This is a genomic window from Sorangium sp. So ce375 (assembly GCF_051473855.1).
Taxonomy (GTDB): Bacteria; Myxococcota_A; Polyangia; order Polyangiales; family Polyangiaceae; genus Sorangium.
Map to the genome: position 1 here is coordinate 11,178,777 of NZ_CP150335.1, position 24,578 is coordinate 11,203,354.

Genomic DNA, 24,578 nt, shown 5'->3' on the forward strand with positions numbered 1-24,578 from the left:
CGCGCGTCGCATTGCAATCCCCCGCGCCCCCCGATCAGCAGCTGTCGTATCCAGCGCATTCCCTCCTGTGGCCATCCTGACCGCCACCCCGGCTGGCCCGCCCCGTTTCGCCCCACCGCCCCATTTCGCCCCTGCCACCACCTCGTCAGTCCCTGGTTCCGCAAACGCGGTAGCAGGTGTTTCCCTCGTCAAGCGGTTTCTGCCGGGCAGGCGAGGAGCGGCGGGCTCGCCGTGTGCGACGTGGCCTCCAAGGGAGGAGCCGGCGGCGGATCGGGCGGCGCAGGGGGCTGCGACGGTCGAGGCGGCAGAGGCGGCGGGAACGACCAGCCCAACACCGGCATCGCCGTGCTTCACGTTAAGCTGGCGGTGCGCGACAGCCCGCTGAAGACGCTCGGCGCCGGGCCGGGCGGGGACGGCGGGGAGCCGGAAGAAGGCGGCGACGGCGGCCGAGGCGCACCGGGCGGGGCCGCGGGGAACGGCACCTGGTCGTGTCGCGGCGGCGAGGGAGGACCCGACCGCGGCGGCGCCTTGATCGACGAGGACCAGCTCACGCTGGAGGGCGTCACCTACGATCGCAGACCGCCGGGCAAGGGCGGCGTGAGCTGGGATTGGTCTGGCGAAGAGATCCGAGGGGAGGACGGCACCCGGGTCGAGACGCTGCGTTTCCCTGAATAGATCACGACACGATCTCCCTGTCGTGGGCGCTTGCCGTCGTGACTGCGATCGTCCTGGTCGCAACGGTGATCGCCGACGCTTCGGTGCGGTAGCCTTCGCCCCTCAAGCTACCTCCTGAAACGACGGTCGTTCAGCAGCTTCCAAGCCTTCTTGTGGTCCGCTGTTGTTCCGCGTCGGATCTCTCGGATCGTTGTCCACAGTAGCTGGCCTGGGAACTCACGAAGAATGGATCCCTTGCAACATCTGGCGACGAACGACACCGCAATATCGCCGAGGTTTTCGTTCGTGTTGCAGCCCTGAGCCAGCGCGAGCGAGGGTCCGAACAACGGCGGGATCGGCGCAAGAGTCCCAAACAGGCTTGAGAGCACAATCCCGACAATGACGCCCCTGCGCACGCTCCACCCCCCTCCCAAATCATCTGTCAGTCGATACTGCCGCCGAGCAACGGCTCGAACGCGTGGTAAGCCTCATAGTTCTTGAAATGCCGCGCGTAGATGTCCGCGCCGTCATCAAGCGCGTCCGAAAGAACACGGCTTACATCCACAACGCGCTTCAGCTTCCAGTGAATCTCCTGCCCTAGAACATTGTTGAAGCATGTTTCATGCGCACGACTGTGTTGCTCGGCGCGCGTGCGTGCCTGCTCCTCACTTTCGGCGCGCACTAGCGCGAAGCACTCTTCGTACATGGGTGTGTACGATGGGTCCGGTGACCAAGACTCGTAGAGTATAACGGCAACATAGAGTTCGTTGTTCGGGCTGGATTCCATGGATGAACTCGCTTGTCTATGCGGCTTTGACCGGGAGTGTAACGCCACGTGATGCCGAGATCAGCCTGCCCTGTCGCGGGGCGCGGCGGTAGGGTCCTACCCGTCCGGACCCTTCTCTTTCCTCCCAGCACGTCGGCCACCTTCCGCCGCGCAGGCGGCGGCCCCATTGAAGCCGACCAACCAGGCGTAGCTGAGTAGACGCGGAATGCGCCTTCCGCGCCTCACGCCTGCCAGATCGCCAGAAGCCACACGGCGACCCCCGCCGCGCACACCGCGAGCCCCGGCACCGCCCGCGGCCACACCCACTGCCCGGTCACCGTGACCCCGCGCCGCACCACCCAGACGGCGCCCGCGATCCACGCAGCGAACGCCCCGACGAGCGCGACGACCCAGCCGACCCGCGGCGCGTCGTCGCGCGCGAGCGCCGCGAGGTGCTGCCGCTCGATCGCCGCCGCAGGCTCGGTCCGGGTGCCCGGCGGGCGCGGCGCCGCCGCCGAGAGGCGGGCGATGGCCGCGTTGGCAAGCTCAAGATCCTCCGCGTGCGGCGTCGTGAGCCACCGCGTCTCCAGGGCGGCCGTGCGCACCGCGCGCCACGCGAAGAGCGCCGTGTCGGCCTGACCGAGGCCTTCCGCCGCCGTCGCGAGCGCGATCAGCCGCTCGTACGCCACGCGGACGTGCGGCGCCCCGGGAGCGTACCAGCCCGCCGCCCGCCGCGCGTGGAGCGCCGCCGCGTGCGGATCGCCGGCGCGCAGGGCCTCCGTGCTCTCCGCGATCTCGCGCTCGCCCGCGGCCACCACGCGCAGCGACGCCGCGCCCACGAGCAGGCCCGCGACCGCGAGGCCGCGCAGGGCGCCGAGCACGACCGAGAGCTTCACAGAAAGTCGCGTCTCTTGAAGACGAACGTCGCCACCGCGAGGAGAGCGAGCGCCCAGCCGGCGCACGTGATCGCCGCCCAGCCCAGGTACACGAGGAGGTTCGCGTCGGCGATCTCGCCCGCGAGCAGCGGGCGCGGCGGCACGTAGATCTGGAGGTTCGGGACGACCTTGGAGACGACGCGCGCCCCGGCGCTGATCTGGGGGCCGAAGTACTTCACGGGCAGCCGGGCGAGCGAGTCGGCGTTCCGCCCGATGAGGAAGACGCCGAGCGTGAGCAGCGAGGACAGGAACGGCGTCGAGAACGACGAGAACAGCGTCGCGATCGCCGCGACGATGCCGACCTCGAGGAACGCGAGCGCGCCGCCCGCGAGGACGACGCGCCGCTCCGTCGACGCGCCGTCCGAGAAGAGCACGCCGAGCGCGAGGAAGACCGCCGACCACGCGATGAACCCGTACGTGCGCAGGAGCGGCGAGCGCCACGCCGCGAGCCCGAGCACCGCGAGCGAGGCGGCGCCGGCGCCCACCACGAGGGCGAGCGAACGGCCGGCCAGCACGGAGCTGATCAGCAGCACGAGCCCGGCGTCGGCCAGGATGAACACCGCGAGCGTGAGCAGCGTGCCGAGGTACTTGCCGACGAGGTACTCGCCGCGGCGCACCGGTCGCGCCAGGATCGGGAAGATCGTCTTCTGCTCGAGCTCGCGGTACAGCGACGTCGCGCCGATGATGACCGCGACCGCGATGCTGAAGAGCGAGATCGACGCGACGCCGAGATCGCTGACGACCCGCGCCGCGTTGCGGAGCGTGTAGGCGCCGACGATGATCGAGTAGAACGCGACAGCGAAGGCGACGCCCGCGAGGCCGATGAGGATGCGCGCCCGAAGCGATTCCCGGTAGGTGTTGAGGGCGATCGCAGAGATGCGGCCGAACATCGGGGCGACGTTAGCAAGGGATAGGGGGAGCTTGTAAAGGCCCGCCGGTCAGGGATCGACGTCGTCCACGGCGTCGACGACCCTCACGTCCAAAAACCACAGGCCGTACGCGAGCGCGTGGCCGTCGATCTGGAGGTAATACACGCCAGGATCGAGCACGAGATCGAGGAAGCTCCGCTGGGGGTCCGCACCGATCGTGCAGGAACGCGGCATTTCGGTGCCGGGACAGCTCGGGCCGCGGCGGACCGAGAGCAGCGTCTCGTAGCTCGATCCGGCCATGTCGAGCACGACCCGCCTGCGCGCGGTGAGCGTGAGCCGGAGGAGCTGGTCCCGGGCGCCGCCCTCCGCCGTGCCCGCGCGGTCGCAGCCGGCGTCGAAGTCCGCGGCGGCGTTTGTCGTGTTGCCCTGGAAGAAGCCGCCGGTCTCCGGGATCTCCAGCGCCCCCTCGCACGCGTCGGAGAAGGGCACCAGCGTGGGCGGCGCCGCCGGCCGGACGAACGCCGTCACGCTCACGGGCTGGCCGAGCTGCGCCTCGGCCACGACGCGGTACGACCCCGGCGGGACGTTGCGCCGCGCGCTCCGGAGCGGCGTGACCTCGCCCTCGCCGCACGCGAGCCGATCGGCCTCGCCGCCGCACGCCGGCGCGGAAAGCGCGATCGCGCCGGAGTCACCGGCCGACAGCCGCTCGACGAGGAGCACGTCGGACGCGACCGGCAGCTCGAGCGCGTACACGGCGTCGACGGCCGCCGGACCGCAGCCGAGATCCACGTCGTCCTGGTGGCCGACGAGCGACACGGAGACCGTCCGGTTCGGCGCGAGCTCGGCCGCCGCGTCGCACCGCTCGTCCGGCGGCGGCTCGGTCGGCGGCGAGAGCTCCAGCGTGACGAGCGCCGACGTCGGCGCCGTCGCGGAGACCGCGACCGTGTACACCCCCGCGGGCAGCGCGCGCCGGAAGAGGTGCGGCGCCGCCGCCGTCTGGCAGGCGAGCTCGTCCTCCGGCAGCGCGCACGCGGCGCTCCGCAGCGAGATCGAGGGATCGCCGTCGCCGTCGGCCGAGATCGCGTAGAGGTCGACGTCCCGGGGCTCCTCGAGCTCGAACGTGTAGACGAGCTCCCCGAGCTCGGTCTCGCACGCGCTCCCGAGATCCCGCGCGGCGTCCAGGATCGTCGCCAGCACCGGCGCGCCCGGCGAGAGGGGCGCCGCCGTGCCGCACGTCTCGTTCTCCGGCGCCGGCGCCTTCGGCAGGAACGCCACGTCGACGATGACCGGCGCGCCCACCTTCGTCGTCACGTAGAGCGGCAGCGCCGTCGCCCGCTCCGGATCGCCGAGGCCGCGGGCCCGGAGCTTCGCGAGCTTGCCGCCGTCCGCCGTCTCGTAGGGGCGCCCGCACGCGAGCTCGGTCGCGGCGTCGCCGCACTGGCCGGCGAGCGTCACGGCGACGTCGGTGGCCTCCGTCTCCTCGTCGGGGGCCTCCGTCCGCGCGGTCACCTCCACGTCGACCGGCGGCCCTGCCGGCAAGATCACCGCGGCCACGACGTCGTGCGTGCTCGCAGGGCGGGACAGGCCGCACGAGCTCGCGTAGTCGAAGCCGGCGCCCGCCGTCGTCATCGCGTACGAGCCCGGCGCGGTGATCTCCAGCGCGTCCGAGCACGTGTCGTGCTCCGGCGACACGCAGCCGGCCTCATCGGCGCGCCCGTCGCAGTCGTCGTCGCGATCGTTGCCGCAGACCTCGGGCTGCGCCGACGACACCGTGGGATCGGCGTCGTCGCAGTCGCCCCCGCCGCAGTGCTCGTCGGGATCGCCGTCGAGATCGGCGTCGCGCGGCGCGCTCGAGCACGCCCTTGTCGCCTCGTCGCACGCGTCGATCGTGCAGGTGTTCAGATCGTCGCACGCGATCGGCGCGCCGGGCACGCAGCCGAGCCGCGGGTTGCAGCGCTCGACGCCGTCGCAGTAGACGTCGTTCTGGCAGGCGCTGTCGTCCGGCGTGAAACGGCACCGCCCCAGGACGGTGTCGCACGCGTCGAAGGTGCAGGGAAATCCGTCCTCGCACTGATCGTCGTCGACACACGGGCCGCCCAGCGTCGGGTCCGCTGGGGCCTGCTCGCCCCCCGCGCTCCCCGCGCCGCCCTCACCGCCGGCTCCGCCCGCTCCGGCGGCCGATGGGAAGGGGCTCGGGGCGCTCGAGGCGCAGGCAGCACCCGAAGAGACCGCCGCCGCGACCGCTCCACAGAGGAGGGCGAGACGCGTCAAGGAGGAAGGCGTCAAGAAGGAGGAAGTGCGAGTCCGCATCGAACGAGGTGAGCGGCAATGAGCGTAGCAGGGCACCGCCACGTCTGGCATCATGGCGCGCGATTCCGCGGAGCGTGGCGGATAGAGGGAAAAACAGGGTGACCAGCGACAGATTGACCCGACCCGAGCTGACGTGGCTGCTGGCCCAGGAGGCGCGGAGCGCCGCCCAGAAGCTCCGCCAGGGCGTGGGGATGATCGCGACCGAGAGCGCGCCGCCGCCGTCGCCGTCGCCGGACGACAGCTCGGGCGGCGTCGAGAGCACGCTCAACCGCCTCGATGAGGCGGTGAGCATGCTCGCCTCCCTCCACGGCCGCCCCATGCCGCGCGGGCGGCGCGGCCGCGTCGACCTGACGGCGCTCCTCTGGGAGGTCGCGCCCGAGGCGCGCGTGCAGATCGAGATGGGCGAAGGGACCACCGTGTTCGGCGACGAGACCGAGCTCCGGCGGATGCTCCAGGTGCTCATCGCGCAGGGCGGCGACCCCACGAGCCTGACCGGGGCGCCCGAGGTGAGCATCCACCGCGTCGGCGACGAGGTGAGCGTCCGGGTCAACCTCGGCCCCGAGACGCCGGTGAACTTCGAGACCGAGCGGGTGTGGCTGTCGCGCATGGCGCTGCGCTACGGCGGCCGGCTCGAGCTCGACGGCCAGATGCAGACGCTGACGCTGCCCGCCGACGTCGATCTCCAGCGCCTCGAGGTCGAGAGCCTCAAGAAGGAGCTCGCCGCGGCGCAGGCGCAGGGCGAGGCCTACGCGCGCGAGCTCGCCGCGGTCTTCTCGCGGGCCGAGGGCGAGCGCGAGCGGGGGTCGCTGTCCGGCGTCCTCTCGCGGCTCGGCGGCAGCGAGCCGGTGTCGCACCTGCCCCCGAGCGGCGACAGCCTCGCGGTGCTCGTCGCCGCGGTGCGCGTGCTCGGGACGCAGCTGCGCGGCATCCTGTCGGCGATCGGCCGCGACATCGCGCCGCTCCGGACCCACGGCGGCGACGCCGGCGAGACCGCCTCCTCGGTGGGGCGCCACGTGACCGCGGCGTCCGAGATCGTCAGCGATCTCGCCAGGTTGGGCTCGTGTCCGCTCCACGAGTTCCCGCGCCACTGCGACGTCGCCGACGTGCTGCGCGACGTCGTGAAGGACGATCTCGCGCGCGCGGCCCGCCACGACGTGCGCGTGGTGGTCGAGGCGCCGGAGACCACGCAGGAGGTGGTGCCGCAAGGCGCGCTGACCGTGCTGCTGCACGCGTTGCTCGACCACGCCATCAGCGCGTCCCCGCCGGGCAGCGAGGTGCTCGTCACCCTCTCCGAGGGCCCGAGCGGGGTGGAGATCACCTTCGACGACGCCGGCCCGCCGCTCCCGGCCGCGGCGCGGAGCGTCGTGCTGAGCCGCGACTTCGAGGCGGTCGCGCAGGGCCGGCCGCCGGCGCTGCCGCTCATCGCGGCGCACGCGATCGCCGCGCACACAAACTACGGTATCGCCATCGAGGACGGGCCGCGCGGGGAGACGCGGGTGCGCCTCACGATCCCGCGATCGGGTTAGCCGCTATCGCAGGAACGAGCTCGATGGGAAGTCGACATCGAGGTTGAGCTCAGCGCCGTTCACGATGTCGATGGCGTCCAGCTTCAGCGTCGTGGTGACGGGGCGCTCGCTGCCCCGCTCCACGAGCGTCGCGATGGCGGTGTAGTCATCGGGCGGGAGATCCAGGGTCATGCTGAAGTCCTCGCATCGGGCGTACTCTCTCGCCACCTCGCGGCTGCCCCGGTAGACGACCAGCTCGAAATCCGCTCCTCCGCGGCCGTACAGGGAGCAGACCCGCGTGTCGGTCCGGTTGGCCACGGTCCACTCCACCGTGAGGCTACCGACGGCCGGCTGAGGCCGGGGCCGGCGCTGGGCGCTGGGCCCCACATCGACGAAGCAGCCCATGGCCAGGAGGCTCGATAGCGCGAGGCCGCAGAGGGGAAAGACGCTCTTCTCCTGATTCATCCTCGTACCCGTCCTTTCGATGCTGCCTCGCCGTCAGCGCGGTGTGTAGTAACGGCGCCCCCGCTCGCGCGGAAAGCTCAGCTCGCGCTCAGGCACGTACCGCGGCGACGTCTCGTACGTCTGCCTGTAGTTCCGGAGCTCCCTGGGCTCCTGCTCGAAGATGACCCAGCCCCGGTTCGTCGGGTAAAACCAGCGACCGTCGACCAGGTACGCGAACGTCCCACGGAAGTAGACGCGCGGATACGCGGCGATCTCCACCGGGACGACCTCGGCGCGCACCGCCGGAACGCCGGACACGACGAACCCACCCTCGGTCCCGACCGTGCCCATACACCCCATGAGCAGCGAGGCGCCGGCCGCGAGCGCAGCCGCGGCGAGCGAGGCCCTCGTCACACCGAGAGATCTGGACCGCCCTCGCACGGGCGGAGTCACGTTGTTGCTCTGCTTCACGTCATTGCTCCTCGGGGCGCGACTCAGCAACGCGAGTGCCAGCGCTGCGCGACTCGAGATCTCGGCCGACGCGGCGCTCAGCGGGCCGCGCGGAGCGCGCCGGCGAGCGCGAGCGCGCGCTGGATCTCCGCCGAGGTCACCAGGCCGATCACGCGCTCCCCCTCGTCGAGCACCGCGACCGCGCTCGCCTCGCCGCTCGCCAGCGCGTCGAACGAGCGGGACGCGTCGTCGTCCGCGTGCGCTCTCGGCACATCCACGGGCATCACCGCGCCCACCGTCGCCGGCGCGGCGCCGCCCTGCAGCTGGCGCGCGAGATCCCAGACCGTGACGACGCCGATCTCGCGGCGCCCCTCGCCGTCCCGGGGATCGTCGATCACCCGCGCGCCGACGAGGTTGTGGCGCAGGAGCCGCTCGGCCACCGCGCGAGGGCTCTCGTCCGCATACGCCTCGCCGAGCCGGTCGGTCATGAACCGCGCGACCGGGATGCCGCGGAGGAGCTCGTTCGTGCTGGAGCGCGCCTGCTCGGCCGAAGCCCCCATGTAGACGAACGCCGCGATGAGCACGAGGATCACGTTCCACGACAGCAGCCCGAAGAGCCCGAAGGCCACCGCCATCGCCTTGCCGATCGAGGTCGCGACGCGCGTCGCGCGGGTCCGCCCGAGACGGCGCAGGAGCAGCCCGCGCAGCACCCGGCCGCCATCCATCGGGAAGGCCGGCAGCAGGTTGAACGCGCCGAGGAGCGCGTTCGTGATCGCAAAGGCCAGGAGCCCCGCGCCGATCTCCGCCGACACCGGGAGCAGCCGATACGCGACGTAGCTGCCGAGCGCGATACCGAAGCTCATGAGCGGACCGGCGAACGCCATCCACGCCTCGTGCTCGGGATCATCGCGCTCCATCTGCGAGACGCCGCCCAGCATCATCAGCGTGATCGCGCGCACCCGGATGCCGTTCTTGAGCGCGACGAGCGAGTGGGCCATCTCGTGCGCCAGCACCGCGACGAACAGCCCGACAGCCAGGATCGCCCCCCAGGCGAGCGGCGGCAGGCGCAGCTCCTCGCGCGGGATCCCGAGCGACGTCGCGATCACCGAGAACTGCGACGACGCCACATAGGCGACATACGGCAGGAATATCAGCAATGTGATGTGCAGCCGTATCGGGATTCCACGGATCCGCAGGACTGTCAGCCCCTGGTCGAACATGTGCCTCCTGATCACGGGTACAGATGGGGCCGACAAGCACCTTCGCAAGCCGCCGAGACGGCGCCAATGCGCGGAAAACCAGGGCAGCTGCGCGGCGCCGCAGCACAATGCAGGGCACGCGGCGCCGCGCCGGCCGCCAGCGCGCGTCCGTCCCAGGCGGGAATCACGGCGGGGTGAACGATGGAGGGAGCATTCGGGGGCGCGCGGCGCAGCGCGGCACCACGCGGCGCGCGGATTGGCGTAGCTTTGTGTGACCGAGGTCGTCATGCGCCAGCGCGTCCCCGATGCATTGATGGCAGCGAGCACGGAAGAGCTGACGAAAGTCGAGCTCACGGTCCTGGACTCATCGCACTCGGGCGGCGTGCCCAGGGACCTCACGGGCCACGTGTTCGCGATCGGGCCCGTCGGCTCGGTGGACGGCGACCTGCCCAGAGCGGACGGCGCGCCGATCCTCAATGGCAATGGGATGATTTACCGGCTCGACTTCGGCCGCGGCGGCGCGGTCCGGCTGACCTCGAAGATCGCGCGCACGCCCTGCTATCACGCGGACGCCGCCTCGCGCCCCGGCACGCGCTTCGAGGCGCTCGGCTTCCGCGACGCCGGGCTGCTCCGGTTCTCGCCCCACCTCGGCCTGCGGAACCACCTCAACACGGCGTTCGTGCCCATGCACGCGCCGCGCGCGCCCGCGCGCCTGCTCGTCACGAGCGACACGGGCAGGCCCTACGAGATCGACCCGGCCACGCTGGAGCTCGTCACGCCGGTCGGGCGCAACAGCACATGGTACCCGGCCGCGCCCGTCGATCATCCCTTTCCCATGACGCTCTCGACCGCGCACCCGTGCTTCGACGCGGAGCGAGGCGAGCTGCTCACCGTCAACTACGGCCGCTCGCTCCTCCACCTGTTCGTGGCGTCGCTGCCGCGGCTCGATGAGCTCGGCGCGCTCCCGCGCTCCTGGGATCGGCTCGCGGCGGCGGCCGCGTCGATGATCGAGCAGCAGCTCGTCCGCCCGAGGGCCGATCGGATCGAGGCGTTCGCGAAGCGCGCGCTCGAGCTCCTGCCCTCGCGCTTCCGCCCGAGCGCGCCGCCGGGGCCGGGCGAGCTCCTCGCGCGGCAGGCGTCGCGCTTCGGCGGCGTCGCGCTCGACGAGCCGGCGGGCGATTTCGTGCATCTGCTGCGGTGGGACGGGCACAACGAGCCGGAGCGGCACACGCTGGTGCTGCCGAGCGGCGCGCCGCTGCGCATCGAGCAGAGCGTGCACCAGATCGGGCTGACGCGGCGCTGGGTCGTGCTCGCGGACACCGCCTTCAGGATCGGCCTGGAGAGCGTGGCGTTCCGGAGCCCCAGGGAGAGCCCCGGGGTCGAGCGCCTCCTCCGCTCGCTCCTGACGATGCCCCACGAGCCGAGCACCACGTTCTACCTGATCCGGCGGGACGCGCTGCGGCCGGGCGGCGGGCCGGTCGCCGTGAAGAAGATCGTCGTCCCGCTGGAGACGCTCCATTTCCTCGTCGACTACGAGGACGCGGGGGATCGCATCACCGTGCACGCGGCGCACAACTGCGCCACCGATCACGGGGAGTGGCTGCGGCCCTGCGACCGGCACGCGGCCGACAAGACGCCGGCGCCGCCGCGCCTGCGCGGCCTGTTCCCGCTCGGGCAGGCGGACGTGAACCGGATCGGCCGGTACACCCTCGACGCGGCGACCGAGCGCGTCGTGGATCAGGCGGTGTTCGCCGACGCGGCGCGGGCGCTCGGCGTCGGCCTCTACGCGTACCGGGAGACCGGCGCGTCGTGGATGCCGCCGGAGCGCCTGGAGAACGTCTACTGGCGCGGCGGCGGGATATGGGACGAGCTGTCGACCGAGTTCATCGACCGGCTCTACGCGGCGCACCCGCACAGGTCGCTCCCCCTCCCCGCGCTCCGGCGGATGCGCGCGGAAGGCGGCCACCCCGACAGCCTGTTCCGGTTCAACCACCGCGCCATGCGGATCGAGGATCGTTACGAGTTCCCGCGGCGCGCCGTCGGGTGCTGGCTGAGCTCGCTGCAGTTCGTGCCGCGGCGCGGCGGGAGCGGGGCCGACACGGACGGGTATGTCGTCGCGCTCGTCGCGACGCCGTGCCGCGCCGAGGTCTGGATCTTCGACGCGACGAACCTGGCCCGAGGGCCGCTCTGCAAGCTGGGACACCCGGCGTTCCGGCCGGGGCTGACCCTCCACACGGCGTGGCTCAACGCGGTCGCGCCGTGGAGGGGCGGATACCGGGTGCCGGTCCGGGAGGATTACGAGGAGTTCGTGGCAGAGGCCCCCGGGGACCAGGTGAAGGCGCTGTTCGAGGAGGAGGTCTATCCGCGGTTCGCGTGAGCCGCGGCGAAGCAAGGCGCGGAGCCGCGAGACGGGGGCGGCTCGGCGCAGCGCGGGGGGACGTCGGCCCCGAGGCCGTCGACCCGCTCGAGGAGCACGCCGCTGGCGCCGTCTCCCAGGATCTCCGTGATCTGGTGGTTGCCCCACGGCTGCCCCGCGCGCAGGCGCCGCGACCGCACCTCGCTCGCCACGATGAGCACGCGCCGACACCCCCTGTCGAGGTGCCGATTCGCCGCCTCGACGGCCGCGGCGAAGCCGCCCTGAGCGGGCGAGAGATCGATCGTCAGCGCGGGCACGAGGCCGGCCATGCACGCGGCGAGCTCTGCCCCGCCGGCGTCCCCTGCCTCGCCGTCGTCGCTCGTCATGATGAGGACATCGACGAAGGGATCGCGGAGCCGCCCCACCTCGATGAGCTCCCGCAGCACCGCCGCGGCCATGGAAAGTGTGGTCTCCGCCACACCGGCAAAGCGCCGCTCCGCGGCCCCCGTCGTCTCCTGCAGCCAGTCCGCAGAGTGAGGGACACCGTAGCTGGCGATGAGCTCTTGGTTCGTGACGACGCGCTCCGGGAGATACGCGGCGACGGCCGCAATGCGACGCTGAGACATGTTTCTGCTCTGTTGCGGCGCCGCGACCGACGCGCGCCGATCCTGCAAACCTCGCCAGGGCAGCTCGATCCGGCGCTCCGCCGCCGCCGTTCGGCCAACGCCGAGCACGCTGCCGAGGAGCCAGCGTCCCGGACGACATGAGACAACCCGCCTTCGAATTATCGAGAGCCGTGGGGCAAACTACACGTTCGGATGCGCCCTCCCCGTCTCCGACATCCACCACTGGACCATTTACAGAGCGTCCTGCGCAAGTGGGAATGACAGCCGCTGCGACTCCGTCCGTCACCAGAGCAGGAAAGCGGCGCAGGAGATAGAGCGGTCTATTGCGACGCGGGCGGCATCGTCGCCCGCTCGCCGCATCGCGTCGCACGTCGACGGACGGTTCCGACCGGGGCCGACAATTCCGCTCTCACGAGCAGAGAAATGCACAAACGTGTCGGAACGCGAGGCGCTGAGCAGGCAGGGCGCAGCGCGCGTGTCTCGCTCGGACGGCGCCCATGGGCGCGCCCGATCACGTCCGTTTGCATCCGATCACATCCGCTTGCGTTCGATCACGTCCGATCACGTCCGACGACGTCCATTTGCGTCCGAAGACGCTCGTTTGCATCCCTCGATGTCGACGCGGCGCGAGCCCGCTCTTTTCCGATTCCGGAGGGAGGTTTTACCTGTTTGAGAACACCTCCGCTCGCCGCGGCCACCGCGCGTGAGCGCGCGATCCGCGCTGCAGGGCGCCGCGCTCGCGTCTTCCTTCTTCCCGCGCGAGCGCGCGGCGCGCGGCGGGGCTCCTTCTATCCTATCCATCATGAGCGCGACGCCGCTCCGCAGAGCGCCGCGCTCGCCCGGATCCACCGCGATTGAATCGCGGAGAAATCCCAGAGGAGCGCAGATCCGAGGAGCGCCAGATTCGCGGACGCCATCCCGCGAATCCATGCTGATCGAAGCGGCAGCCTCTGCACAGAAGAGCAAGGCACACAGCCTGCTCTTGGGTGCACCAAGGTGTTCGGGGGCCGCAAGGCTCAACAGGGACACCGGGGAGGACCAATGATCTCGATTCACAAGACGATGGGTCTCGCGATGGTGCTGACGCTCGGTGCCGGCTGCGCGGTCGGCGCGGACGACGACTTCAACATGGATGACGAGAGCGTCGACTCCGCGAACAGCGCGCTGGAGGCGGACGAGCGCGGCGGGTACACGCCCTCGCAGGGTCCCGCGCAGGTCGGCCAGATGCCCAGCAAGGGTCTGCCCCCCAGCAAGGGTCTGCCCCCCAGCAAGGGTCTGCCCTCGAAGGGCATTCCGATGAGCCCCGGCAAGGGCGCGCTGCCCGGCAAGGGTGAGTTTCCGAGCAAGTACCCGTCCAAGGGCCTCCCGGGCAAGGGCGGCTACGGGCAGCAAGGGCCGGCGCAGCTCGGCCTCGGGCAGACGGGCGAGCTCTCGCAGGCGCAGATCGGACAGGGCGGCCCCGCGCAGATCGGACAGGGCGGCCCCGCGCAGATCGGGCAGGGCGGGCCGGCGCAGCTCGGACAGGTCGGCCTCGGCCAGACGGGCGCGGTCGGGCAGGAGACCGGGCAGCGTGAGGGCCGGTGCGGCGGCTTCGGCCTCGGCGGCTTCGGCCTCGGCGGCCTCGGCGGCTTCGGCCTCGGCGGCTTCGGCGGCTGCGGCTTCGGCGGCGGCGCCATCGTCTCGTCGTTCACGAGCTGCACGACGGCCATCGTTCCGTTCGGCGGCTTCGGCGGCTTCGGCGGCTGCGGCGGCTTCGGCAACTGGGGCTGGTGATCTGACCCCACAACGCCGGCCGGCGCACCAGGGGCTTTACGCCTCTGGATCCCTCGGCGCCGCGCCAGCGCCCCTCCTTCGACGGGGCTCGTGAGCGCCGGCAGTCCGGGGTTGGATATCCCGGGCTGCCGGCGGCTGCTCCCGCCCTCCCACCGCTCGCGCGCGAGCCACGCCCCGCCGATCGCCGGCGGAGCGCGCGCGAGGACCCCGCATCCGATCTTCAGCCGCCCTGACCGAGCGCGCGATCCAGGTAGAACGCCGCGCTGACCAGGCCGAGGTGGGTGAACGCCTGGGGGAAGTTGCCGAGCAGCTCTCCGCTCGGCCCGATCTGCTCGGAGTAGAGCCCGAGGTGGTTGGCGTACGTCAGCATCTTCTCGAAGATGAAGCGCGCGTCATCGAGGCGGCCGGCGCGCGCCAGGGCCTCGACGAGCCAGAAGGTGCAGATGCTGAACGTGCCCTCCTTGCCGGTCAGGCCGTCGCCTGCGCCCTTGCCGAGCTCGTAGCGGTGGACGAGCGTGTCGCTCGCGAGCTCCTCGAGCGTGCGGTCGAGCGTGCCGAGGATGCGCGGATCGGTGGGGGAGATGAAGCGCATGAGCGGCATGAGCAGGTTGCTCGCGTCGAGCGCGGTCGCGCCGAAGGCCTGCACGAACGTCCTTCGCTGCGCGTCCCACCCGCGGGCCATGATCGCCTCGTAGATGTCGTCGCGCGTGCACGCGACGCGCTGCCAGTCGAGCGGCAGAGAGCGCTTGTCGCTGAGCCGCAGCGTCCGGTCGAGCGCGACCCAGCACTGGAGCTTCGAATAGACGAACTGCTGCCTGCCGCCGCGCACCTCCCAGATGCTCTCGTCCGACTGCTCCCAGTTCTGACACACCCAGTAGGCCATGCGCCGGAGCTCGCGCCAGAAGTCATAAGAGATGGGAGAACCGTATTTGTCGAACAGGTACACCGAGTCGATGAGCTCGCCGTAGATGTCGAGCTGGAGCTGCTTCGTCGCCCCGTTGCCGACGCGGACCGGCCGCGACCCGCGGTAGCCGTCGAGGTGGCCGAGCGCGACCTCGGGCAGCTCGTGGCGTCCGTCGATACCGTACATGAGCTGGAGCGGCCCGGTGGGGCCGTCCTCCTCGCTGACGCGGGCGCTCAGCCATTCCATGAAGCGCGCTGCCTCCTCCGTGTAGCCGAGCCGGAGGAAGCCGTAGAGGGTGAACGCGGCGTCGCGCACCCAGACGTAGCGATAGTCCCAGTTGCGGACCCCGCCGATCTCCTCGGGCAGGCTCGTCGTCGCCGCGGCGACGATCGCGCCGGTCGGCTCGAACGTGAGCAGCTTGAGGACGAGCGCCGAGCGATCGACCATCTCGCGCCAGCGCCCCTTGTAGCGCGAGCGGGCGAGCCACGACCGCCAGAAGGCGACCGTGCGCCGGAGGGCGTCCTCGCCGTTGATCGGCGTGGCGAGCAGATCGGCGTTGGCCGTCCAGTCCTCGACCTGGCGCAGCGAGAACGTGGCCGACTCGCCGGGCTGCAGCACGAAGTCGGCGGTGACGCCGCCGGCGCCGTCGCTCGACAGGGGGACCGGGCTGACGAGCGCCAGGTCGAGGCCATCGGAGTCGAAGACGGCGCCGCGCGGGTCGTCGAGGATCACGCGGTGGGGGCGGCGGGCGAAGTCGATCGCGGGGCGGCAGGCGAGCCGGAAGCGCACCGCGCCGCGGACGGCGCGCGCGACGCGGACGATCTGGTGCATCCCGCGGCGATAGGCGCCGTACGTGTCCCGGTGGATGGGCATGAAATCGCAGACCTCGCCGACCCCGTCCACGTCGAGGAACCGCGTGAGCAGGACGTTTGTGTCGGGCATGTACATCTGCTTGTTGCGCGACGCGCCGTTCTCCGCCGAGATCGCGAAGCGGCCGCCGCGCTCGTCGTCCAGGATGGCCGCGAACACGCTCGGCGAGTCGAAGTGGGGGAGGCAGCACCAGTCGATGGATCCATCCATCCCGACCAGCGCGACGGAGTGCATGTCGCCGATGACGCCGTAGGACTCGATGGGTTTGTAGGCCATGGCATCTCCATAGGGCCCGCTCGATCGAGCGGAACCGCCCCTCCTCGCGGGCCGTCTCCTTTACCGCTTACCGCCCTCACGACCTCGGCGGCAGCCGCGAGAGCTTCCGCTGGAGCGAGCGGCGGTGCATCCTGAGCTTGCGCGCCGCCTCCGAGATGTTCCCCTCGCAGTCCGCGAGCACGCGCTGGAGGTACTCCCACTCCACCCGCTCGAGCGACGGCAGGTCCTCGTCGTCATCGCCGCGCGCGGCGGGGGCGAAGCCGAGCAGCGACCGCGCGCACCGGGCCGCGTCCACCGGCTTGGTCAGGTAATCGACCGCCCCGGCCCGGATCGCCGCCACCGCGTTCGCGATCGTGCCGTATCCGGTGAACACAACGATACGGATGCCGTCATCCATGCTCCGCAGCGCCCCCACGAGGTCGATGCCGCTCTGCCCCGGCATGCGGACGTCGACGAGCGCGTACTCGAACACCTGCTCCCGCGCCATCGCCGCGGCCTCCTCCGCGGTGCCGGCGAGGGACACCGCGAACCCGCTCTTGCCGAGCGCCTGCCCGAGCGCGGTCCGGAAGGTGGCGTCGTCGTCGACGATGAGCAACGTCGGCTCGCCTGCGGCCTCGGAGCTCATGAGTCCACCGGCGCGAGGCGCAGCGCGACGCGCGTGCCGCGCGGGCCGCCCTCGCCAGACACCTGCCTCGGCGACACGGTGAGGCAGCCGCCGACCTGCTCGATGAGCGTGCGCACAAGGTAGAGCCCGAGGCCCATGCCCTCGCCGGGCGCCTTGGTCGTCACGAACGGCTCGCCGAGCCGCCCTTCCAGGCCCGGCGCGATGCCCACGCCGCCGTCCTCGACGCTGATCACCGGCGCGCCCCCCTCGTCCCCGACGGTGACCACGATCGGCCCGGCGGCCGCGGGGCTCGGCCCGAGCGCCTGGAGCGCGTTGTCGAGCAGCGCGAACAGGGCCGCCTCGACGTCGGCCGCGTCGAGCGGCACCGTGCGGCGCGGCGCGAGGTCGCCGCGCACCTCCACCGCGACGCCGGGGTGCGCCGCCTGCCAGGCCTCCACGCCGCGCAGGGCCGCGTCGCCGACGTCGACCCCGGCGCGCAGGTCGTTCGCGCGGACGTCCGCCCGCATGCGCGCGATCACCACGCGGCAGCGCTCGACCTGCTCGGCGATCGTCCGGGCGCGGCGCTGCGCGGCCTCGCTCGACGCGGGGTCGCGGAGGCCCTCGCCGGCGAGCACCGCGATGGTGCCGAGCGGGGTGCCGAGCTCGTGGGCGGTGCCGGCCGCGAGCGCGCCGAGCGCCTGGAAGCGGGAGGCCTCCTCCGCGCGCCGGCGCAGCGCCGCGTTCTCGGCCGCGCTCTCGTCGAGCGCGCGGCGGACCTTCAGGAGCACGTGGGCGACGAGCGCGGCGCTCAGCACGAAGGCGAGGAGCATCCCGTAGAGGTGGGCGGAGAACGCGCCGTGCTCCGGGTGGCTCGGGCAGCACGCGCCGGTGGGGAGCGCGAAGAGCGCCGCGAAGAGGCAGGCCGCGAGCGCCGCGAGCGCGAAGGTCGTCCGCGGCGGCAGGAGCGCCGCGGCGAGGGCGACGTGCACGAAGAAGAGGGCGCTGAACGGGTTGCCCGCGCCGCCCGACGCGGCGAGGACGCCGGCGATCGCGACGAGGTCGAGCGCCACGACGCCGGCGACGAGCGCGCTCTGCGCGCCCTGATCGGACCGCACCCGCCGGTCGAGGGCGAGGTTGAGCCCGGCGGCCAGCGCCAGGATGGGCACGGCGATGCCGTACCGCACATGATAGCCGAACAGCGCCTCGTCGACGGCCAGGGTCGCCGCGAGCAGCGCGAACACCGCCCAGCGCAGTCCGACGAGCCACCGGAGGACGATCCCGCCCGCCGGCGCCCGCTCCAGGGAAGCTTCGTGCGTCACGGCGGGACTATAGCGCGAACGCCCGGGCGCCGCGCTCGATGCAGCGAGTTCCGCGCGCTGCGCGGCCCGAGCATGCCTCGTCGCCTTGGTCTTCGCCGTCCGTCGCCTCCTCGTCCGGCGCGGTCATGGTCGTGCTCGTGCTCGTGGTTGTTACTGAACGTGAATCCGGGAAGAGGGGATCCATGATCTCCCCACCTTCATGTGGACTCTCGCCAGGCACCTGCGACCATTACCGGATCCCTCTGGTCTCCGAGCAAGGCCAGGCGTAGGTTGAGCGCCATGAAAGAAGCGGCATTCGCGCTCTTGCTCCTGGCGGCGGCAGGCTGCGGCGCTGGTGGCGCGCACGTAGCGTTCTGCGTCAAGGAGTGCGAGAACGAGTAGGGCACCACCGGCGCGACTCGGGCACGCGCGTCGACGTCCATCGCGCCAGCGAGCTATCTCCGGGGGCTAGTTCGCGTCCAATTCCCGCGGATCCGCGTGGCCACCCACACTCGCGAGCGCTGAAGGATTGGGGCTCCGCCCCGCCAGCCTAGCCTTGACATTTCGGAATGCCCTCGGTTTACTCCCTTTTCCAGACATCGACAGGTAGACTCGAGGTTTTCTAACCATGCGTCGAGAATGGCGTGTAGGTGGCTTGGCAGACGCGATATTGCTCGTGCAGCGATTCAACAACCGACCTCACGAGCAGGCCGTTCCGCTATCCCCGTTGGAAGCGTCGTCGTGGGTCGATTCGTGGTTTCCCGATGACCTGAGGAGCAGGCACCTGCTTCTCGATATCTGCGATGCGCTCGGCAACATGTCGAGCGCACAGGCGCTGGGTGCCACAGCACAGTGGAAGGTCAAAGTCCGCCGGGCGCTCGAAGATGGCGCGCTCGTGGCCTACCGCATTCGGTCGGTCCAGACCGCCGCCGGCATCCTTCGACCTGATGCAGAGGTCCCTCGCCCCTCTCCAAAGAACGCACCGACAACGGACCTTCCCACTCGCTCCTTTTACGAGATAATCGTTCTCGATGAGCGTGATGTTCCAATCGTCGGCGTCAAGATCGTCGTCTCAACTCCCCTCAGCACCGCGACGCACATCACAGACGGAAGCGGGCGCGTTCGCGTGAGCGACGCGGCACCCGGTTTTGGGAGCGCGCGCATCGAAGACAAGATAGACCTCGCGAAAGCGATGCAAGGACACGAAAACCGCCCTCGGCGCAGCAGACCCTTGCCTGAAGGCGAAGGGTGGCACATCCGTCTGCCGACACGCCTCCACGAGCCAATCATCCTACCCGATGGCGAGCCGCAGCGGCTCATGATCGTGACGCGCACGGATATCGTTTATGCTTTCCAGTCCGCAGATTGGGAGAATCTTTATGTCGCTAAGGACGCAGTCCCGGCTCACTTAAGGCAGGACAAACAAACCCACCACCTTGCTCTGCACGCCAACGCACTCGACGCGGTGGCGATCGTGTATGAGAAAGTTGCAGAGACCAAACCGATAACTCCGTCGCGAGTTGCACCACCACCTTCGGCCACAAGCCCTTGGGCGCCACCTGACCTGTACACCGTGCAACCAGGCGATAACTTGAGCTTGCTCGCAAAGCGTTATTTTCGGGACGCATCGCGGTGGAAAGAAATTTGGGACCTCAACAGGGCGAATTATCCAGGACGCTCGCCGGACCTGCTATTTCCCGGCGATGTTTTGAGAATGCCGGCAGAAGCCGTCCCAAGCTGGGTTTCCTTGCCGCTCGCGTCACCTCCCCCTGAAGATTATGAGCCTCCCCCATCGCGGTCGCCGCCGGTTTGGATTGAAGCGCCTATTGACACAGTCCACCAGGCGCTGTTCGATGGTCACATGGGAACCGTTTTTCAATGGCTCGAAGGGTTGCTTCGCTCTCCGGAACCCGTGCCCGCACGCCCGCCTCCACCCTTTCTCGAGGAGTTGTGGTTCCGCGCGAACATGGCAGCACTCGTACTCGAAGGGTGGGTCGATCCCACAGAGCCCAGCAACGAGCGCGTGGAAGACGTCAAGATCGCATGAGCCTTAAGGTTTACATCACCTGGAGCGGCGAAGCATCGCCGCTCCTCCCCGACGCGCTCGCAGATGTGCATGTCGAAGTCGACAACACTCCCGTACTCCCCTCCGCAAGCGCTCTCGGGCGGCGGGAGTTCGAACTTCCGGATGGCGTGCGACGCTTCGTCCTGCGAGCACGCTTCTCCGCATCTTTTGGGCGGGTCGTTGGCATGCCTCCCCAACAACCCCAGATGGACGTGCCTCCCCAACAACATGAGGTGCTTCGCATTGACCAGCCCTTTCGTGTCGAAGACGGGACGAAAGTGGTTCCCGAATTGATCGCGGCCTATAAGGGTGTGCACCCGCTCGTGAACGTTGCCGCCGCAGCGAACAAAAATGGCGTTGCCGTGATCTCGCTACGCACGACGTTCGTGAATATTACGCCCTTCTGGGCCGCTTATGCACAAAATTGGTCCTATTACCAAAAGGAGCACGAACCTGGCACGAGCCTTTGTGTCTTGGGGTATACGCAAGGAACCCCCCTCATCTGGTTCGCGAGCATTCCTGACATCTGCCAAACATCATCCATGTCATCGATCGCCACGCTGGTGTTCTTCCGGCCAGCCTCATATCCCTACACGGCCGTAAATCAGCCCCACCAGATGAGCGCGCTCGCCCGTTACCTCCTAGCTCCTAAGAGCGACCTGAGCGTACCCTATTGGGAACGCGACTACATTGACGGAACACAGCGGTATAACTTGATTCGCTGCAGCTTCGAAAAGTCGCTCGTTGAGTCCAAGAAAGCGGTGGTGATGATACACCCATGGCCGAGCGGCGCCCAGTTTGGCGAAGCCATCAAGCCTGGCCTCCCCGGGCTCCTCAAAGCCGCGCTCCACCTACTCTGGGCCGAGCAGCGCATCGGCCGTGGAGTCAGCCAGGTTCACCTGGGGCGACTCGGATTGTCGGGCTTCAGCCGCGGCGGCGATGGGCTTTGGCCTGCGCTTCGAAGTACGATCCAACGCACCGATGAAGTGTACGGGTTCGACGCCACGGGAACTGCCGATTATGCAGGCACCATTGTACAATGGGCCATGTCACGGCCCGAGTCGCGCCTGCGCCTCGTGGGCGGCGCATACCGTATGGTCGCGAACGAGAGCATCGTGCGGACCGTGAAACAGATGGCCGGCATTACGTCACCAGACCCTCTGCCCCGCGTGACCACCGTACCACTCACCGAAGATGGCTGGAAACAAGGCGACAACCCCTACTGGGATCACGTGGTGAAGGAAGCTCCCGACATGCGTTTCGACGACGATACGCGGCACCAGTTCGCGATCTTCGGCGGATATAGGACCTTTCCGCCTCCCATACTGACGACGTTTTTGGAACGGTTCCTGCGAGATTCATTTTACGTATGAGGGTCCAAGGCATTGCGCTTGTAATCGCAGGGTCCTTGAGTCTACCTCTCGGATGTGAGTCGCCGCCGGAAGCGTTCGCGCCTAGCAGGACGATCGCAACTTCTCCGCCTCCTCTCGATGCGGCGCCGATACCGGTTCAGGCACAGGAGGACAGGCTTTCCCGTTTCCTCGCCATTGCGGCGGGAACAGCGCCGCTGCCGGCCGTAAACAGCCCTGATTGGCGAACCCTTCGGGAAGCCGCATTCGTGACGCTCGGTAGCGAAGTGACGTCTTCCACTCCGGTAGATATCGTCGCCGAGGTCCTCGCACGAACGCGGGATACGCGCGGCCTCGAAGCTCTCCGCCGATGGGTCACAAGATCGAACATTCCTCCCGACGAGCGCCGCGCAATCGTGCTTTCGTTGCTGCGAGTCCCTGGGCCTGCCCTGCGCTCGTTGCCTCGTTCGCTCCTGGAGCTAGGAGAAGCTTCTGCGCACGTCGGCGCGCCTTACCCACTTGGCGCCCTGAACGATGCGATGGGGGCGCGAGGGCAGACGTCACTCCGCGCTCTTGCGCTCGCCTTGGCACACGCCATCGGTGACGATCAATCGCGGTCGTTTCTACGTAATATTGCAGAGGATCGGACACGGTCTTTACCGCGACCGGACGTGCTCGCGCAGATCCGATGCCCGGAGGGGTGGACCCTCGATCGCTCCGAAGCAGAAGCACTCGCGAGCGATCGCCTCATCGCTCTCTCGCTCATCGGCGATCGTTCCCTCTTCGAACGAGCCGCCCACAGCCCATCTGAACCTCTGCTCGTACGCACATGGAGTCGGGCCATGCTGGCGCCCCGCGATGCAAAGCGAGCACAGGTACGGGCGGACGCGGCCGCAGACAAGAGCAACCGGAGCAGCAAGCAGCCCTGGGAGTATTATCGGGCAGGAGCGCCGTGCCGGTAAGAGCACGCAAAACGTATGAGGTCCTCGCTGCCTCCTGGCTGTGCGTACGTAGCCGCTCCGCAGACCGCGTTCCGAAGCGTGCTTGTGGAGGGGGGCGGTGTGGATAAAGTCGCCGTGCATGGGGAAGCGACGTTCCGGGGACGCAGGCGTCGAAGTTCCGAGCACGACGACGAGGGTGCTGGAGCTGTCAGCGCTGCATCTCGCTTGGCGAGGGGGCGAGGCCGCCCCGCCCGGGCGAGGCGGTCGGAGCAGCGGGAGACCGGCGTGCGGGTCGAGATGAAGCAGCGTAAGTGCGCGTCCAGTCCTTGATTTTTCAGAGTCGCCTCCGCCCTCCTCGAAGTCGCCTCCGCTCTCCTCGAAGTCGTCTCCGCTCTCCTCGAAGTCGTCTCCGCTCTCCTCGAGGTCGTCTCCGCTCTCCTCGAGGTCGTCTCCGCCTCCCGCAACCCCTTCTCCGCCTCCCGCAACCCCTTCTCCGCCTCCCGCAACCCCGTCTTCCGCGGCGCCTCGGCGGGACGGCGGGCGCACGGGCCAAGGCCGACGCGCCCGACCGCGCGCCGTCAGGCCCCACGCGTCGGTCCGCGACGGGCCGCAGGATTGCGATGCCGAGCCCCGCGTCATCGTATAGGAAAGGGAGCCCATGGCGACGTGTCCTCCCCTCCGACGCGCGCGCGCGTCCGCGCTGCCGGCGCTCCTTGGCCTCTGCCTGCTCCCTGCGGCCGCGGCGGCGCAGCCTGCGGCGTCCGGAGAGACGCCCGCCGCCGACCCGCTGTTCGCGCCCCGATCGGCCACGCGGCGCAGCGGGCTCGCCGCGGGCATCGCCGGAGGCCTCGCGCTCGGAGGGGCCGCCGGGTTCCCCAACGACGTCCAGAAGATCGGATACGAGCGCCATTACACGGAGACCGGCGTCGGGATCGGCGGCGGAGGCTACGTCTGGATCGGCGGCGCGCTCTCGGACTGGCTCACGTTCGGCGCGGCCTTCGGCGGACACAGCCTGAGCGCCGCGGATCACGCCTCGCTGGCCGGCGGGTTCATGTTCCACACCGAGGTCTTCCCGCTCTTCTCGCTCGCGGAGGGCTGGAGGGACGCCGGCGTCGCCTTCGACGCCGGCACCGGCGTCGCGTACACGACCTCCGACGCCGACGGCGGCGCCGAGGTCATCGACGGCGCCCTCCCGGCCCGCCTCGGGCTCGGCGTGTTCTACGAGGGGATCCGGCTCTGGAAGGTGGCGATGGGCCCGTGGCTCTACGCCGACTACACCTGGAGCACCTCGGTCCGCCAGCCAGGGTTCTACCTGGGGTGGCGCACCGCCCTCTACACCGGGCCCTGACCGGACGGCCCGGTCCCTCGCACAAGCCCCGCGTCGCCGAGCTCGAGCGGCCCCCGCCGCTCCCACGCGTCTCGACCCGGCGGCGCCAGCGTGAGCCGGATGCCGCTCCGGATGAGCCGCATCGCCACGAACGTCGCCATGCCCACCAGGATCCTCCGGCCGATCTCGCGGGGCATGCTCGGCTTGCCGCGCGGCGCCACCCACTCCGGGTGCTTCCAGTAGCGCACGAGCGCGCGGACGCGCTCGCTGCGCGGGCGCTGGTCGCGCGCGCGCGCCTCCTTGACGAGCGCGATCACCGCCGCGCCGCCCGCGAGCGCGAGCAAGAGCCCCACGGCGGCCACCCCGGCGCCGCTCTCACGCACCCGCGACCGCACGTCGACGAGCGCCTGGCGCCGCAGATCGATCGCCTCGATCGTGTGGAGCAGCCGGTCGCGCAGCTCGTCCGCCCTCCGCTCGAAGTCGGCGCGCTGGCCGTTCAGCCCCTTCATACGACGTGCTCCCGGACCAGCCGGACGTCCGCTCCGAGGCGGCCCCGGGTCCTCTCGAGCGGCCTCTTCGGCACGCGCCCGTAGCCGGCCACGCCCACCACGATCGCCAGCGCGATGAACGCGAGCCCGATCAGCAGCGCCGGCAGCGGCTCCGGCGCGATCGCCAGCGCGATCGCGACGAGCACCAGCGCGACCCCGAGCAGCCCCGCGGCCACCGCCGCGCCGAGCGCGATGCCTGACGCCTTCGCCCGCGAGATCTCCTGGTTCATCTCGTCGCGCGCCAGCGCGACCTCGACCTGCATCAGCTCCCTGGCCTCGGAGATCGCTTCCTTCACGAGATCGGCCGTCGAGCTCTCCGGCCTGGGATCCACTTGCCTCATGCGACACCTCTCCGCCCTCGCGGCGTGAACGCGCCCCCGGGACGCGCGGGCGAAAGCGGCGCACGGGTCGCCGCCGAACCCCGCCACCGCCTGCGCCACGCCGCCCTCGCGGTGCGTCGCAGTGCATACGGCGCGCCAGCCCCATCCTCGCGGAGGCGCGCGCACGCT

General features: G+C 70.3%; 20 protein-coding genes. 7 read left to right on the forward strand and 13 right to left on the reverse strand.

The window, feature by feature from the left end:
* Window positions 1-231 precede the first annotated feature (231 nt).
* Window positions 232-675 (forward strand): hypothetical protein, encoded by a 444-nt coding sequence (locus WME90_RS41855; RefSeq protein ID WP_437277687.1) that lies wholly within the window; start codon window positions 232-234, stop codon window positions 673-675.
* A gap of 421 nt (window positions 676-1,096) precedes the next feature.
* Here the strand turns inward: WME90_RS41855 and WME90_RS41860 are convergent, their stop codons facing one another.
* From WME90_RS41860 to WME90_RS41875, 4 genes are all read right to left on the reverse strand, one after another.
* Window positions 1,097-1,441 carry a DUF4288 domain-containing protein gene (locus tag WME90_RS41860; RefSeq protein WP_437277688.1) on the reverse strand — a complete coding sequence of 115 codons (345 nt, stop codon included), beginning with the start codon at window positions 1,439-1,441 and terminating at the stop codon, window positions 1,097-1,099.
* A gap of 221 nt (window positions 1,442-1,662) precedes the next feature.
* Window positions 1,663-2,316: a hypothetical protein gene (locus WME90_RS41865; RefSeq protein ID WP_437277689.1), complete on the reverse strand. Its 654-nt coding sequence runs from the start codon at window positions 2,314-2,316 to the stop codon at window positions 1,663-1,665.
* Entirely contained in the window at window positions 2,313-3,245 is a 933-nt protein-coding gene (locus WME90_RS41870) for an ABC transporter permease (RefSeq protein ID WP_437277690.1), read from the reverse strand. Before WME90_RS41870 ends, WME90_RS41865 begins: the two co-directional genes overlap by 4 nt.
* 48 nt (window positions 3,246-3,293) lie before the next feature.
* Entirely contained in the window at window positions 3,294-5,495 is a 2,202-nt protein-coding gene (locus WME90_RS41875; protein WP_437277691.1) for a putative metal-binding motif-containing protein, read from the reverse strand.
* A gap of 137 nt (window positions 5,496-5,632) precedes the next feature.
* Between WME90_RS41875 and WME90_RS41880 the strand changes: the two genes are divergently transcribed.
* A complete protein-coding gene (locus WME90_RS41880) occupies window positions 5,633-7,060 on the forward strand; it encodes a sensor histidine kinase (protein ID WP_437277692.1) in 1,428 nt (475 codons plus the stop codon).
* A 3-nt stretch (window positions 7,061-7,063) separates the two neighbouring features.
* On the opposite strand, the gene WME90_RS41885 is transcribed toward WME90_RS41880, so the two are convergent.
* The 3 genes from WME90_RS41885 to WME90_RS41895 all read right to left on the reverse strand — a co-directional run bounded on the left by WME90_RS41885 (window position 7,064) and on the right by WME90_RS41895 (window position 9,153).
* Window positions 7,064-7,504, reverse strand: a complete 441-nt coding sequence (locus WME90_RS41885) for a hypothetical protein (RefSeq protein ID WP_437277693.1) — start codon at window positions 7,502-7,504, stop codon at window positions 7,064-7,066.
* Between the two features lie 33 nt (window positions 7,505-7,537).
* Window positions 7,538-7,954 carry a hypothetical protein gene (locus tag WME90_RS41890; RefSeq protein ID WP_437277694.1) on the reverse strand — a complete coding sequence of 139 codons (417 nt, stop codon included), beginning with the start codon at window positions 7,952-7,954 and terminating at the stop codon, window positions 7,538-7,540.
* A 77-nt stretch (window positions 7,955-8,031) separates the two neighbouring features.
* Window positions 8,032-9,153: a site-2 protease family protein gene (locus WME90_RS41895; protein ID WP_437277695.1), complete on the reverse strand. Its 1,122-nt coding sequence runs from the start codon at window positions 9,151-9,153 to the stop codon at window positions 8,032-8,034.
* A gap of 265 nt (window positions 9,154-9,418) precedes the next feature.
* On the opposite strand from WME90_RS41895, the gene WME90_RS41900 reads away from it, so the two are divergent.
* Window positions 9,419-11,509, forward strand: a complete 2,091-nt coding sequence (locus WME90_RS41900; protein WP_437277696.1) for a carotenoid oxygenase family protein — start codon at window positions 9,419-9,421, stop codon at window positions 11,507-11,509.
* Here WME90_RS41900 and WME90_RS41905 read toward each other — a convergent pair.
* Window positions 11,491-12,114 carry a hypothetical protein gene (locus WME90_RS41905; RefSeq protein WP_437277697.1) on the reverse strand — a complete coding sequence of 208 codons (624 nt, stop codon included), beginning with the start codon at window positions 12,112-12,114 and terminating at the stop codon, window positions 11,491-11,493. The genes WME90_RS41900 and WME90_RS41905 overlap by 19 nt on opposite strands.
* A gap of 1,041 nt (window positions 12,115-13,155) precedes the next feature.
* On the opposite strand from WME90_RS41905, the gene WME90_RS41910 reads away from it, so the two are divergent.
* Window positions 13,156-13,887 carry a hypothetical protein gene (locus WME90_RS41910; protein WP_437277698.1) on the forward strand — a complete coding sequence of 244 codons (732 nt, stop codon included), beginning with the start codon at window positions 13,156-13,158 and terminating at the stop codon, window positions 13,885-13,887.
* A 220-nt stretch (window positions 13,888-14,107) separates the two neighbouring features.
* Here the strand turns inward: WME90_RS41910 and WME90_RS41915 are convergent, their stop codons facing one another.
* From WME90_RS41915 to WME90_RS41925, 3 genes are all read right to left on the reverse strand, one after another.
* Complete coding sequence (locus WME90_RS41915; protein ID WP_437277699.1) at window positions 14,108-15,937, reverse strand: glycoside hydrolase family 15 protein; 1,830 nt, start codon at window positions 15,935-15,937, stop codon at window positions 14,108-14,110.
* Between the two features lie 76 nt (window positions 15,938-16,013).
* Complete coding sequence (locus WME90_RS41920) at window positions 16,014-16,562, reverse strand: response regulator transcription factor (RefSeq protein ID WP_437277700.1); 549 nt, start codon at window positions 16,560-16,562, stop codon at window positions 16,014-16,016.
* On the reverse strand, window positions 16,559-17,860 hold the full coding sequence (locus tag WME90_RS41925; protein WP_437277701.1) for a sensor histidine kinase: 1,302 nt from the start codon (window positions 17,858-17,860) through the stop codon (window positions 16,559-16,561). The genes WME90_RS41920 and WME90_RS41925 overlap by 4 nt, the downstream gene beginning before the upstream one ends.
* A gap of 607 nt (window positions 17,861-18,467) precedes the next feature.
* Between WME90_RS41925 and WME90_RS41930 the strand changes: the two genes are divergently transcribed.
* The 3 genes from WME90_RS41930 to WME90_RS41940 all read left to right on the forward strand — a co-directional run bounded on the left by WME90_RS41930 (window position 18,468) and on the right by WME90_RS41940 (window position 23,542).
* Window positions 18,468-19,886, forward strand: coding sequence for a LysM peptidoglycan-binding domain-containing protein (locus tag WME90_RS41930; protein ID WP_437277702.1), 1,419 nt, complete (start codon window positions 18,468-18,470; stop codon window positions 19,884-19,886).
* Entirely contained in the window at window positions 19,883-21,277 is a 1,395-nt protein-coding gene (locus WME90_RS41935; protein ID WP_437277703.1) for a hypothetical protein, read from the forward strand. The genes WME90_RS41930 and WME90_RS41935 overlap by 4 nt, the downstream gene beginning before the upstream one ends.
* 1,575 nt (window positions 21,278-22,852) lie before the next feature.
* Window positions 22,853-23,542 carry a hypothetical protein gene (locus tag WME90_RS41940; protein ID WP_437277704.1) on the forward strand — a complete coding sequence of 230 codons (690 nt, stop codon included), beginning with the start codon at window positions 22,853-22,855 and terminating at the stop codon, window positions 23,540-23,542.
* On the opposite strand, the gene WME90_RS41945 is transcribed toward WME90_RS41940, so the two are convergent.
* Complete coding sequence (locus WME90_RS41945; RefSeq protein WP_437277705.1) at window positions 23,527-24,030, reverse strand: hypothetical protein; 504 nt, start codon at window positions 24,028-24,030, stop codon at window positions 23,527-23,529. The genes WME90_RS41940 and WME90_RS41945 overlap by 16 nt on opposite strands.
* On the reverse strand, window positions 24,027-24,410 hold the full coding sequence (locus tag WME90_RS41950) for a phage holin family protein (RefSeq protein WP_437277706.1): 384 nt from the start codon (window positions 24,408-24,410) through the stop codon (window positions 24,027-24,029). The genes WME90_RS41945 and WME90_RS41950 overlap by 4 nt, the downstream gene beginning before the upstream one ends.
* Between the last annotated feature and the right edge of the window lie 168 nt (window positions 24,411-24,578).